Raw genomic sequence first — 12,968 nt, 5'->3', positions numbered from 1 at the left:
CAGTGTCGGGGGACATTCGCTAAGGAGGCGCTGCACTGTGGGTGCGTCATTGAAGGTGTGCCGGCGACGGACGGCGTGTGCCGTGCTCGCGTCGGGAATGGTCGTCTCGTTGACGGCGCTGACCGGGGGCGTCGCGCCGGCGTTCGCCAAGCCGGGCGACGATCCGTCCGCTCCGTCGACCACGGTCGTGCCGGAGCCCGCCGCGCCGCGGGAGGCCCCTGCCGCCACCCGTGAAGCACCCACCGCCGCAGACGTGCCGACCGTCGCACCGGCTCCCGTCTCGGTGCCCAGCGCCGAGCCGAGCGAACCGGCGTCGGCCCCGGCTCCGTCGGCCGCCCAGCCGAGCGCGGTGGCGCCGCCCCCGACCCGATCCGCCGCCCCCGTCGCGCCGACCCAGGATTCGCCGGCGCCGGTGACCAGGGAGGCCCCGCCGACGACGGCGAGCACGCCTCCGCCGGTGACGTCGGTGACCAAGAGCCCGACGACCGCAAGCTCGCCGAGCCCGAGCCAGAGCAGTCCGAGCCAGAGCCAAAGCAGTCCGAGCCCGAGCAGCCCGAGCCCCAGCAGCCCGAGCCCCGCGACGTCCGACGCCGCCACGCCGAGCAGTGCGGCGCCGCGGTCACCGCAGGCGGTCACGCCCAGCTCGAGCGACAGCCAGCAACCCCCGACCAGCAGCGGTTCCGCCGACCCGTCCGCACCCGAGTCGACGCCGTCCTCGCCGAATTCGGCGTCGACCCCGTCGTCCTCGGAGGCGGCGCGTAGCAGCGGCGAGACGAGCACCACCTCGGCGGACTCGGCCACGTCCTCCTCGGGGGCCGGACCGACGCCGCGGGCGCTTCAGAAGATCGCGCCGCAGACGTTGCAGGCGCCCGACGAGGACGTCCAGATCGCCAAGACCGCCGCGGTGGTCGAGGCGAAGCCGGACGTGGCGCCCAAGCAGGACATCGACGACGTGTCCCGGATGATCGACGTGTCCGACCGGGACCGCGACCCGTTCGGCAGGGACGGCCGCAACGGCAACGACCGGAACAACGACAACCGGAACAACGACAACCGGAACAACGACAACCGGAACAACGACAACGTCCAGCTCGCCGGCGGCTGGGATCGCAACGTCCGGCAGTGGCGCCCGGACTGGGTCGACTACGACGAGTACTACCGGCCGGTGCTGAGCAACCCGTACCGCGATCCCGTGCGCATCGTCTACGTGTATCAGAACGCCCCCCGCGTCGTGTTGATCCCGCCGCTCGGCAGGGTCGTGCTCGAGGTCGCGCAGTATGCGGCGTACAGCTTCACCGCGGTCGTGTCCAACGCCGTGAACCAGGCCGTCAACGTGGCGGTGGGCAGCTTCTTCGGCGGCGGCTACTTCCCGGGGGTCGGCCTGCCGCTCCCGCCCCCTCCGCCGCCGCTGGTGAACTACGCCAACGTGCCCGTCCAGGTGCGCTACCCCAACGCCACCTATCAGCCGTTCCGCGTCAACAAGATCGTCGACGTGGGCCCCGATCCCCAGTACGGCGAACAGAAGGTGCTGCTCGACGGCGTCACGCCCGCCTGGGGCGAATGGCGCCAAACCCCTTCTGGCGAGCGCAGTTTCGAGGTCCACAAGACCCAGCAGTTCCCCGGCCTGGACGATCCGCAGCCCGGACCGCTGCCCGGTGATTACCAGCTGACGCTGGCGTCGGACGAGAAGCCGTCGGGCATGAACAGCCGCGACGTGTACATGATCGCGGTCGCGGTGGCATGCGGCGCGTTGAGCATCGCCGCCGTCATCCTCGCCGTCGTGATGGGCCGGCGGCGGCGGTCCAGCTAGGGCGTGGCTTCCCAGTTCCAGATGGACATGTCGCCCTTGGGGTAGTTCATGCAGACGTCGGTGGCCTTGGCCACGACGCCCTTGTTGTTGAAGAACAGCTTGGCCCAGTTGCCCCAGTGGGTGGCCACGTTCTCGTAGTAGACGTTGGTGGCGGTGTCCTCGGAGTACTGCCGGCGCGCGACGGGGTCCAGGGAGAAGAACCAGTGGATGCGGTCGAAGGCCTGCTGCTGCACGTCGGCGGGGCGGTTGCTGCGGTCGATCATGTAGCGCTCGAAGTACACCGGGCTGGTGTCGCGGGCGGCGGCCATGTACTGCTCGGTGTCGCAGGTGGTGATGATCATCCGGTGCGGGATCGGGAAGTCGTCGGTGGCATCGGCCGACGCCGGAGACGCCAAAGCCGTTGCGGCAATCCCACATACGGCTGCCATCAGGCCTCCTCGGGCAAGACTGCGCACGCTCTTGGTCATGATGTGCCTCCTCAGGCGATGTGGGCGGTTTCGGGTTGCTTCGGCGGACTCGGCCAGGGGGCGGGGAATGGTCGCTGCCGCACGCGCGTCGGCCACCAGAACCACTTGCCGAGCAGCGCGGCGATCGCGGGCGTCATGAACGAGCGGATCACCAGGGTGTCGAACAGCAGGCCCAGGCCGATCGTCGTGCCGACCTGGCCGATGACCGTCATGCTGCTGACCGACATCGACATCATGGTGAAGGCGAACACCAGGCCGGCCGAGGTCACCACGGAACCGGTACCGCCCATGGACCTGATGATGCCCGTGTGGATGCCGGCGTGGATCTCTTCCTTGAACCGCGACACCAGCAGCAGGTTGTAGTCGGCGCCGACGGCCAGCAGGATGATGACCGACATCGCCATCACCATCCAGTGCAGCGGGGTGTCGAGGATGTGCTGCCAGATGAGGACCGACAGGCCGAACGAGGCGCCGAGTGACAACACCACGGTGCCGACGATCACCGCGGCCGCGACCAGCGCCCTGGTGATGATGAGCATGATGACGAAGATCAGCGCGAGCGACGCGATCGCCGCGACGATCAGGTCGTAGACGTTGGCGTCGGACAGATCCTTGAACGTCGCCGCGGTGCCGGCCAGGTAGATCTTCGACCCCTCCAGCGGCGTGCCCTTGATGGCTTCCTTGGCGGCGTTCTTGATGGCGTCGATGTGCGAGATGCCCTCGGAACTCATCGGATCGCCCTCGTGGCTGATGATGAACCGCACCGAATGCCCGTCGGGCGAGATGAAGTTCTTCATGCCCTTCTTGAACTCGTCGTTCTGGAAGATCTCCGGCGGGAGATAGAACGAGTCGTCGTTCTTGGAGGCGTCGAACGCCTCGCCCATGGCGGACTGGTTGTCCTGCATCGCCGCCATCTGATCCGACATGCCCTTTTGGGTCTGGTACATCGTCAGCATCATGAGCTTCATCGACTTCATCGTCGCGAGCATCGGCGGCAGCGACGCGAGCAGCTGCGGCATGAGCCGGTCCAACTGATCGAGGTTGGTGACCAGGCCGCCCAGCTGATCGCTGAGGGCGTCGATGCCGTCGAGGGTGTCGAAGATCGAGCGCGTCGCCCAGCACAGGGGGATGTCGTAGCAGTGCGGTTCCCAGTACAGGTAGGCGCGGATCGGGCGGAAGAAGTCGTCGAAGTCGGAGATGTGGTCGCGCAGCTCGTTGGTGGTGGCGACCATGTCCTTGGTCTTGAGGGTCAGGTCGTGGGTGATGTCGTCGAGCTGCTTCATCAGGACCAGCATGTGTTCGAGGTTGTCGATCATGCCCTGCATCTCGTCGGCCTGCTTGAGCATGCTGGCGAACGAATCCTGTTGGTACTTCAGGTTCATCTGCTGCGTCGTGCCGTTCATGCTGATCTGGAACGGGATCGAGGTGTGCTCGATGGGCGTTCCCAGCGGACGGGTGATGGCCTGGACGCGACCGATGCCCGGAGTCCGGAAGACGGCCTTGGCGATCTTGTCGATGACGAGGAAGTCCGCGGAGTTCCGCAGATCGTGGTCACTCTCGACCATCAGCAGCTCGGGGTTCATCCGGGCTTGCGAGAAGTGCCGGTCGGCGGCCGCGTAGCCCTGCTGCGACGGCAGGTCGGTGGGCAAATAGTGGCGGTCGTTGTAGTCGGTCCGGTAGCCGGGCAGGGTCAGCAGGCCGACCAGGGACAGCGCGATCGTCGCGACGAGGATGGGGCCGGGCCAGCGCACGACGAGCGCGCCGATCTTGCGCCAGCCCCTGGTCCGCAGCGCACGCTTGGGTTCGAGCAGCCCGAACCGGCTGGCGACGGTGACCACCGCGGGCCCGAGGGTCAGCGCGCAGAACACGACGATGACCATGCCGATGGCCAGCGGGACGCCGAGGGTCTGGAAGTAGGGCAGCCGCGTGAAGTGCAGGCAGAAGGTCGCGCCGGCGATCGTCAGCCCCGAGCCCATCACGACGTGGGCGGTGCCGTTGAACATCGTGTAGTAGGAGTCTTCCCGGTCCTCGCCGAGACTTCGGGCCTCCTGGTAGCGGCCGAGCAGGAAGATCGCGTAGTCCGTGGCCGCGGCGATGGCCAGGGTGACGAGCAGATTGGTCGCGAACGTGGACAGGCCGATGATGTCGTAGTAGCCGAGGAAGGCGACGATGCCACGCGCGGCGGATAATTCGAGCACCACCATGACGAGCACGATCAGCACGGTGACGATCGACCGGTAGACCAGCAGCAGCATGACGATGATGACCGTGAAGGTCACGGCCTCGATGAGCTTGAGGCTCCGGTCGCTGGCGATGTTCTGGTCGGCCGACAGCGCCGCGGGTCCGGTGACGTAGGCCGTGATGCCGTCGGGTGGCTTGAGGTCCCCGACGAGCTTCTGCACGGCCTCGACCGATTCGTTGGCCAGCGCCTCGCCCTGGTTGCCGGCGAGGTACACCTGGACGTACATCGCCTTGCCGTCGTTGCTTTGGGAGCCGGCTGCCGACAGCGGGTCGCTCCACATGTCGTTGACGTGTTCGACGTGCTTGGTGTCCGCCTCGAGCTTCTTGACCATGCCGTCGTAGAACTCGTGGGCGGACTGGCCGAGCTTGTCCCGTCCCTCCAGCACGATCATGACCGAGCTGTTGGACTTGAACTCCTTGAACGTCGCGCCGACGTGCTCCATGGCGATCACCGACGGTGCGTCGCTGGGGCTCATCGAGACCGACCGCATCTTGCCGACGGCTTCGAGCTGCGGCACGACGGTGTTGCCCAGCGCGATGATGACGATCCAGCCGAGGATGATCGGCAGCGCCAGGGTCCTGATCAGCTTGGGGATGCGGTGCCGGGTCGGGTCGACCGAGGGGCCCGACGTCGCGATGGCGTCGGTGGTCGGTTCCTCGTCGGGAGGATGCTGCCCAGGACCGCGGTCGTGGGGCGAGGTCATGCGTTCTTCACGAGGCAGAAGGTCTGAGCGTGCACGCCGTTGGTGGTCTTCTCGTCCTTGACGTCCTTGTCGACGGTGATGCGGCAGGACAGGGAGTCGCCGTCACCCTGGGCCACGATGTTCGGCAGGACCGAGGGGGCGGTCGTGCTGAGCGTCAGCGACCAGGGCAGGGAGGCGCCGTCGACGCGCACCGGCTTGGAGTCGAGGTCGAGGTAGTTGATGTCGGCGTAGGTCCCGTTGCCGAAGATTTCGTACTTCACGACCTTGGGGTTGAAGGGCGCGGCGTCGTCGGCGAAGTTCTTGGGGGTGACGAGGATGGGGTTCATGCCGAAGAAGGTGCGCACCCGGCTCACCGTCAAGCCGGCGATCAGGACGACGATCACGATCACGATCGGCAACCATGCTCTTCGCAAAACCTTGGTCATAACCCCTGCCCGGCCGACTATCTGAGATTGAAATGAGAGATTAGCCCATATAACTGTATTGTGGATAACCGCAAGGGATGGCTCGAGGAGCCGTGGCACGTGACGTCGCGCACAACGACACCGCCGCTGCGCTCGATCGATCCGGGTCACCTACGCAGACAACATCATTCAGATGACGATAGGATCCGCTCGTGAAGGCCTTGACGCAGACAGTACTTGCCACGGCAATCGCCGCCTTCGCGGTGGCCACGGTAGCGGCGGGCCCGGCGCACGCCGATCCGGACACCGACTTCGCCAACGAGCTGCACACCTACGGCATCTACGGTCCCAAGGACTACAACGCCTGGATCGGCAAGATCGAGTGCAAGCGCCTGCACAACGGCACCGACGCGAACGCCACCGCGGCGGCGGTCTTCCTCAAGACCAACCTGCCGCGGGGCACGTCCGAGCAATCGATCTACCAGTTCCTCTCCGCGGGCATCAACTACTACTGCCCCGATGAGCGACCCGTCGTCGACAGCCTCGCCGGCGTGCCGCAGGCGCCGCCGCCCGGCGCTCCGCTGCCCGCCGAGCAGGGCTAGCGCCTAGATCTCGACCTTCACCGGTCCGACGTTCCAGATGTCGTCGCAGTACTCGGTGATGGCCCGGTCGGAGCTGAACTTGCCGCTGCGCGCGGTGTTCAGGATGGACATGTGCGACCAGGCGTCGCTGTCCTGCCACGCCGCGGCCACCTCGTCCTGACACGCCACGTACGACGCGTAGTCGGCCAGCACCAGGAACGGGTCGTCGTGCAGCAGGTTGTCCACCAGCGGACGGAACACCTCGGTGTCGCCGTGGGAGAACTGCCCGGAGGAGATCAACCCGAGGACGGCCTTGAGTTCGTCGTTGCGGTCGACGTACTCCGAGGGCCGGTACCCCTCGCGCTTGACCCGCTCGACCTCGTCCTCGGTCAGCCCGAACAGGAAGAAGTTCTCCGGCCCCGCCTCCTGCCGGATCTCGACGTTGGCGCCGTCCAACGTGCCGATCGTCAGGGCGCCGTTGAGCATGAACTTCATGTTGCCGGTGCCCGACGCCTCCTTGCCCGCCGTCGAGATCTGCTCGGACAGGTTGGCCGCGGGGTAGATCAGATGCGCGTTCTGTACGTTGAAGTTCGGCACGAACACGATCTTCATGAACCGGTTGACGTCGGGATCGTGGTTCACGGTCTCACCGACGGCGTTGATCAACTTGATGATGCGCTTGGCCATGTAGTACCCCGGCGCCGCCTTGCCGCCGAAGACATAGGCGCGGGGTGCGATCTGCAGCGTGGGGTCCATCTTCAGCCGGAAGTACTGCCTGATGATGTGCAGCACGGACAGGTGCTGACGCTTGTACTCGTGGATGCGCTTGACCTGGATGTCGAACATCCAGGTGGGATCGAGCTCGACGCCCGTCGAGGCGAGCAGGAACTCCGAGAGCCGAGACTTGTTGGATCGCTTGACCTCTCGCCACCGCTGGCGGAACTGGGGATCGTCGACGAAGGCCTCCAGCCCACGCAGCCGGTCCAGGTCGGTCAGCCAGCCGTCCCCGATGGTGTCGTCGAGCAGGGAGCGCAGGCCGGGGTTGGACAGCGCCAGGAAGCGGCGCGGCGTCACGCCATTGGTCTTGTTGGAGAAGCGTTCTGGCCACAGCTCGTAGAAGTCCTTGAGCACGCTGGCCTTCAGCAGGTCCGAGTGCAGGGCCGCGACGCCGTTGACGGCGTGGCTGCCGACCGTGGCGAGGTAGGCCATCTTGACCGTCTGGCCGCCCTCCTCGCCGATGAGCGACATCCGGCGCACCCGGTCGACGTCGCCGGGGAACTTGGCCCGCACCTCGTCGAGGAAGCGCCGGTTGATCTCGTAGATGATCTCGAGGTGCCGCGGCAGGGACTCGCCGAACAGACCGAGCGGCCACTTCTCCAGGGCCTCGGGCAGCAGGGTGTGGTTGGTGTACCCGAAGGTGGCGACCGTGATCGACCACGCCAGGTCCCAGTCGAGGCGCCGCTCGTCGACGAGGATGCGCATGAGCTCGGCGACACCGATCGAGGGGTGAGTGTCGTTGAGCTGCAAGGCGAATCGCTGGGGGAGTTCCTGCAGTGACACGTCGGCCAGGTCGTCCATGATGTGCACGACGTGCTGCAGCGAGCACGACACGAAGAAGTACTGCTGCAGCAGCCGCAGCCGCTTGCCCGCCTCCGGCTCGTCGTTGGGGTAGAGCACCTTGGTGACGGTCTCGGACGTGACCTCGGATTCGACGGCCTTGTAGTAGTCGCCGGTGTTGAACGCGTCCAGCGCGAACGATTCGACGGCACGCGCGCTCCACAGCGTCAGCACGTTGCAGGTGTGCACGCCGTAGCCCTGGATGGGGGTGTCGTAGGCGACGCCCTTGATCACCTGGCGCGGCACCCAGCGGATGCGGTCGGCGCCGGAGTCGTCGATGTAGTGCTCGGTGTGGCCGCCCCAGTTGACCAGGTAGTTCACGTCGGGTTTGGCGATCTCCCAAGGGTTTCCGTTGGCCAGCCAGTTGTCGGTCAGCTCGACCTGCCAGCCGTCGTTGAACTCCTGCTTGAAGATGCCGAACTCATACCGGATGCCGTACCCGATTGCGGGCCGTTCGAGGGTCGCCAGCGAGTCGAGGTAGCACGCGGCGAGGCGACCGAGACCGCCGTTGCCCAGGCCCGGCTCGGGCTCGCAGGCGAGGACCTCGTCGTAGTCCTGGCCGAGGGATTCCAGCGCGGCGCGCGCGGCGTCCTCGATCTGCAGGTTGAGTAGGTTGTTGCCGAGCTGGGGACCCATCAGGAATTCCGCGGACAGGTAGCAGGTGACCTTGGCGCCCTGGTCGAGGGACTGCTGCGTGGACGCGACGCGGTTGTCCTGCATGCGGTCCCGCACGGCCAGCGCCAGCGCCCGGTAGTAGTGGTCGGGCCGCAGGGCGGCGGCGGGGCGCCCGATCGAGTACCGCAGGTGGTCGGTGATGGCCTCGCGGAGGTCCGCGGCGTCCAATCCGGAGCGGAGGTGGGAGGCTTCGGCTGCGGCTGAGTTCACGACGTCGGTCACCGCGCGATTGTGGCAGCTAGGCGTGCACGGCGCACTCGCAGCGGATGTCCGTTGGGTGAACGGAGTCAGCCGGCCCCCTTGCCGTTGTCCACGCGGTACACCGCGCCGTGGATCGCGGCGGCGTCGTCGCTGGCCAGGAAGGCGATCACCCGGGCGACGTCGGCGGTCTCCATGAATCCGCGCGGTGCCGCGATCCGCATGATCAGGTCCCAGTCGGCGTTCTCGGGAGCCTGGAAGTCGGTGGCCTGCGCGGTCGGCATGCCCCCCGGGCACACCACGTTGACCCGCAGCGTTTCCTTCGTGAACTCCACGGCCAGCGCCCGGGTCAGCCCGACCAGCCCGTGCTTGGCGGCGCAGTACCCCGCGGAGTACACCTCACCCTCGACGCCCGCGATCGAGGCGACGTTGACGATGTTCCCGCCTGCCTCCAGCAGATGCGGCAGCGCCGCGCGGCAGAGATAGAACGGCCCGTTGAGGTTGACCGCCAGGTCGTGGTCCCAGTCCTCGTCGGTCGTCGTCACCGTGTGGCGCATCCGGTGAAAGCCCGCGACGTTGACCAGGACGTCGAGCCTGCCGAACGCGGCGACGCAGTCGGCGACGGCCTGGCGGCAGGCCGCGGGCGCGGTGACGTCGACCGACGCGTAGCGGCCACCGGGGACGTCGGCGAACACCTCGGCCATGCGCTCGGCGTCGCGGGCGATGCCGAACACCGAGGCGCCCCGGTCGGCGAACAGCCGCGCGGTGGCGGCCCCCAGCCCCGCCGACGTTCCGGTAATGAGGGCGACCTTGCCGTCCAACGCAGACATTCCTGCACCTTCTCACGGGTCGGTCGCCACGTACGGCAAACCCGGGACTGCGGGCCGACGGCACTGCGATACTCGAGGCCATGTGGATCGCCCGGATGCTCGCCGTCGCCGTCTTGACCGGCTCGGCCGTCGGTGTCGCCAGTCCGGCGAACGCTGACCCGGTCATGCAGGGCGTGTACGACTACACGCAGGGCGACGTCCACGCCGTCTGGACCATTTACCCGAGCTGCGTCCCCACGGTCGGAGATCTGCGTAACAATGTCGACCTGCCCGTCGGCTGTCGCCTTCACGTGGCACCGACACCTGCGACCGCGGTCAGGGGAGGTGACGCCCGACAGACCGGGGGCATGTGGGAGTTCACGACGAACGTCCAGGAAGGCCTGTCGTGCCCCGACGGCACCTCGGCGCCGACCCAGGAGACCTACAAATGGGACGACGTCACGCTGACCGGCACGCGAATGATTAGCAACGGCGCCGTGTGCAACGGCACGGTCCCGGCCAATCTCGTCCGCTATCCCTTCACGCTGGCCTTCAACGCGCCGCTGCCCATTCCGGTTCAACAGGACCCGCTCTACTGCGAGCCGGGCGGATTGAAGCGCTGCTTCTGAGCGTGGCCTACCGAAGTGGCGGCCGATGAGGAGGACAGCGCATGAGCAAGCGAATCGTGGTGTGGGGCACCGGTTTCGTGGGGAAGATGGTGATCGCCGAGATCGTCGGACACCCGGGCTTCGACCTCGTCGGGGTGGGCGTCGGCAATCCGGAGAAGGTCGGCCGCGACGTCGGTGAGATCTGCGGGCTGCCTGCGCCGATCGGCCTGGCCGCGACCGACGACGTCGACGCGCTGATCGCGCTGGCGCCGGACGCCGTCGTGCACTACGGGCCGACGGCCGCGCACGCCGACGACAACATCGCACTCATCACGCGGTTCCTGCGGGCGGGCATCGACGTCTGCTCGACGGCGATGACGCCGTGGGTCTGGCCGGCGATGAAACTCAACCCGCCGAACTGGATTCAACCGGTCACCGATGCCTGCGAGGCGGGCGGGTCGTCGTGCTTCACCACCGGCATCGACCCCGGCTTCGCCAACGACCTGTTCCCGCTCACGCTGATGGGGTTGTGCGCCGAGGTGCGCACGGTGCGCGCGTCCGAGCTGCTCGACTACACGAACTACGAGGGGGACTACGAGTTCGAGATGGGCATCGGCATGCCGCCCGAGCACCGCCCGCTGCTGCAGACCCCTGAGATCCTCGTCTTCGCTTGGGGCGCAACGGTTCCCATGATCGCCCACGCCGCGGGCATTGAGCTCGACGACATCACCACCACGTGGGACACGTGGGTCACCGACCAGGAGATCAAGACCGCGAAGGGCGTCATCCAGCCCGGCAACGTCGCCGCGGTCCGCTTCACCATCAACGGCGTGTTCCGGGGCGAGACCCGCATCCAGCTCGAGCACGTGAACCGGGTGGGCGAGGGCTCGGCGCCGGACTGGCCGTCGGGCCAGCAGAACGACGTCTACCGCGTCGACATCGAGGGCACCCCGAGCATCTTTCAGGAGACGGCGTTCCGGTTCACCGACGGTTCGGGACGCGACGCCGCGGCGGCGGGCTGCCTGGCGACGGGGCTGCGGGCGCTCAACGCCGTGCCCGCCGTCAACGACCTGCCGCCCGGCTGGGTGACGGCACTGGATTTACCCCTGATTCCGGGAGCTGGCACGATTCGATGACGTGGCACACGGCATAGGGCTCTCGATCGGGGCCACGACGCTGCGGGCGGTGGCGGTCGGCCGGTCGGCACTGACCCGCTCGCCGGTGCTGACCCGCTATCCCCACCGGCCCGCCGAGGTCGGCGTCCCGGCCGAGAACCCGAACCTCGTCGAGCGCGGACTGGTGATCACCGGTTTCGTGGACCGCGTCGGCGACCCGGTGCCGATCGTGGCGGCCGACGGCTCCTCCCATCGCGCCGAGACGGTGCTCGCCGAGGCGCTGCGGGCACTGCGCGACGCCCTGCCCGGCCGCGGGCCCGTCGACGAACCGCTCGGCGTCACCCATCCTGCGCACTGGTCGCCGTCGGCGGTCGCCGCGCTGCGCCGGGCGCTGGAGGAGCAGACGCTGCTCACCTCCGACGCCGTCGCGGGCCTGCTGGCCGTGGGCGACGATCCGGGCCTGCCGACGCGCGGTGTCGTCGCCCTGTGCGACGTCGGGGGCAGCGGCGCCAGCCTGGTGCTCGCCGACGCCGCCAACGGCTACCAGCCGATCGGGCCGGCGATTCGGTCGACGGACTTCTCCGGTGACCTCGTCGATCAGGCGCTGCTCAGCCGCGTCGTCGGCGACCTGGGTGCGGTGGATGCGTCGAGCACGTCGGCGATCGGCAATCTCGGCAGGCTGCGCGGGGAGTGCCGCGCCGCGAAGGAGCGGTTGTCGACGACGGCCGCCACGTCGCTGCCGGTCGAGCTGTCCGGGCGCCGCACCGAGGTCAGGGTCACCAGGACCGAGCTCGAGGACGCGATCCGCGGGCCGCTCGACGGGTTCGTCGATCTGCTGCAGGAGACGTTGCAGCGCACCGGGATTCGCGGTGCTGATCTCGCCGCCGTGGCGACGGTGGGGGGCGGTGCGCGGCTGCCGATGCTGACGACGACGCTGTCGGAGCGGCTCCGGGTGCCCGTCGTGACGCCGGCCCAGCCGGAGCTGGCCGCGGCGATCGGCGGCGGCCTGAGCGCGGCGCGGGCCCGCGTGCCCGACGTCGCGACGGCGCTGGCGCCCGCCGCGCCACCACCCGCGGCCGCCGCTGCGGACCCGAGCGCGGGACCGGCATCGTCGACGTTCCGGGCCCTGGCGTGGTCGCAGGCCGACGACTCACCGGAGCCGGCGCTCGTCGAGCCCGCCCCCGACGAGCCCTACGAGCCCCGCCCCCGGCTGGCGTTCACCGAACCCGAGGACGAGGCCGTCCGCGCCACGCCGGCGCCCTGGTACCGCGGTCCGGCCGGCTACGTGGCCGCCGGCGCGCTCGCGGCACTGCTGGCCGTCGGCGGCGCGGCCTACTACCTGCTGCGCGACGACGGGTCGCCCACCACGACGGCACCCTCGACGTCCGCGCCCGCGTCGTCGTCCCCGGCGACGGCCACCACCACCCCGTCGGCCTCCGACCAACCGTCGGCGGTGCCCGCGCCGGCGCCGGAGCAGACGGTCTATCAGCAGGCGCCCCCGCCGCCCGCCAGCACCGTGACCCAGGAGGCGCCGCCGGCGACCGAGACCCCGGCGCCCACCACCGAGGCCCCGCCGCCCCCGACGACGACCGACGCGCCACCGACGACCGTCACCGAGACGACGACGGAGAGCCCCGGTCCCACGACGCGGCAGCGGATCATTCCGTCGCTGCCGTACCAGACCATCCCCGGCCTGCCGTTCGTCCCCGCCCCGATCCAGCCGCCATCCCCTTAGGAGA

Annotated in this window: 10 protein-coding genes; 5 read left to right on the top strand and 5 right to left on the bottom strand. The window is 68.5% G+C overall.

Annotation, left to right across the window (positions count from 1 at the left end):
- Nucleotides 1–37 precede the first annotated feature (37 nt).
- Nucleotides 38–1,810 carry a hypothetical protein gene (locus G6N60_RS17540; RefSeq protein WP_163739640.1) on the top strand — a complete coding sequence of 591 codons (1,773 nt, stop codon included), beginning with the start codon at nucleotides 38–40 and terminating at the stop codon, nucleotides 1,808–1,810.
- Here the strand turns inward: G6N60_RS17540 and G6N60_RS17535 are convergent.
- Genes G6N60_RS17535 through G6N60_RS17525 form a run of 3 tightly spaced genes read right to left on the bottom strand, consistent with a single transcriptional unit; the run spans nucleotide 1,807 to nucleotide 5,647 of the window.
- Nucleotides 1,807–2,238 carry a DUF5078 domain-containing protein gene (locus G6N60_RS17535; protein WP_163739639.1) on the bottom strand — a complete coding sequence of 144 codons (432 nt, stop codon included), beginning with the start codon at nucleotides 2,236–2,238 and terminating at the stop codon, nucleotides 1,807–1,809. The two genes, G6N60_RS17540 and G6N60_RS17535, sit on opposite strands and share 4 nt — an antisense overlap.
- A gap of 50 nt (nucleotides 2,239–2,288) precedes the next feature.
- The gene (locus G6N60_RS17530) at nucleotides 2,289–5,222 is read right to left on the bottom strand and encodes an MMPL/RND family transporter (RefSeq protein WP_163739637.1); all 2,934 of its coding nucleotides are present in this window, start codon (nucleotides 5,220–5,222) and stop codon (nucleotides 2,289–2,291) included.
- Complete coding sequence (locus tag G6N60_RS17525) at nucleotides 5,219–5,647, bottom strand: MmpS family transport accessory protein (protein ID WP_163739635.1); 429 nt, start codon at nucleotides 5,645–5,647, stop codon at nucleotides 5,219–5,221. Before G6N60_RS17525 ends, G6N60_RS17530 begins: the two co-directional genes overlap by 4 nt.
- Before the next feature lie 200 nt (nucleotides 5,648–5,847).
- On the opposite strand from G6N60_RS17525, the gene G6N60_RS17520 reads away from it, so the two are divergent.
- Nucleotides 5,848–6,228, top strand: coding sequence for a DUF732 domain-containing protein (locus G6N60_RS17520; RefSeq protein WP_163744141.1), 381 nt, complete (start codon nucleotides 5,848–5,850; stop codon nucleotides 6,226–6,228).
- Between the two features lie 3 nt (nucleotides 6,229–6,231).
- On the opposite strand, the gene G6N60_RS17515 is transcribed toward G6N60_RS17520, so the two are convergent.
- Nucleotides 6,232–8,721 (bottom strand): glycogen/starch/alpha-glucan phosphorylase, encoded by a 2,490-nt coding sequence (locus G6N60_RS17515; protein WP_163739632.1) that lies wholly within the window; start codon nucleotides 8,719–8,721, stop codon nucleotides 6,232–6,234.
- 65 nt (nucleotides 8,722–8,786) lie between these two features.
- Entirely contained in the window at nucleotides 8,787–9,527 is a 741-nt protein-coding gene (locus G6N60_RS17510) for an SDR family NAD(P)-dependent oxidoreductase (RefSeq protein WP_163739630.1), read from the bottom strand.
- Nucleotides 9,528–9,607: 80 nt separating this feature from the next.
- Between G6N60_RS17510 and G6N60_RS17505 the strand changes: the two genes are divergently transcribed.
- Genes G6N60_RS17505 through G6N60_RS17495 form a run of 3 tightly spaced genes read left to right on the top strand, consistent with a single transcriptional unit; the run spans nucleotide 9,608 to nucleotide 12,964 of the window.
- Nucleotides 9,608–10,135 (top strand): hypothetical protein, encoded by a 528-nt coding sequence (locus G6N60_RS17505; protein ID WP_163739627.1) that lies wholly within the window; start codon nucleotides 9,608–9,610, stop codon nucleotides 10,133–10,135.
- Nucleotides 10,136–10,176: 41 nt separating this feature from the next.
- Entirely contained in the window at nucleotides 10,177–11,250 is a 1,074-nt protein-coding gene (locus G6N60_RS17500; protein WP_163739625.1) for an NAD(P)H-dependent amine dehydrogenase family protein, read from the top strand.
- Nucleotide 11,251: 1 nt separating this feature from the next.
- Nucleotides 11,252–12,964: an Hsp70 family protein gene (locus G6N60_RS17495; protein WP_163739623.1), complete on the top strand. Its 1,713-nt coding sequence runs from the start codon at nucleotides 11,252–11,254 to the stop codon at nucleotides 12,962–12,964.
- The last annotated feature ends 4 nt before the right edge of the window (nucleotides 12,965–12,968 follow it).

This window comes from Mycolicibacterium madagascariense (assembly GCF_010729665.1).
In the GTDB taxonomy this organism is placed as follows: Bacteria; Actinomycetota; Actinomycetes; order Mycobacteriales; family Mycobacteriaceae; genus Mycobacterium; species Mycobacterium madagascariense.
The sequence above is the reverse complement of the archived record's forward strand: the minus strand, read 5'-3'. Positions and strand labels throughout refer to the sequence as shown.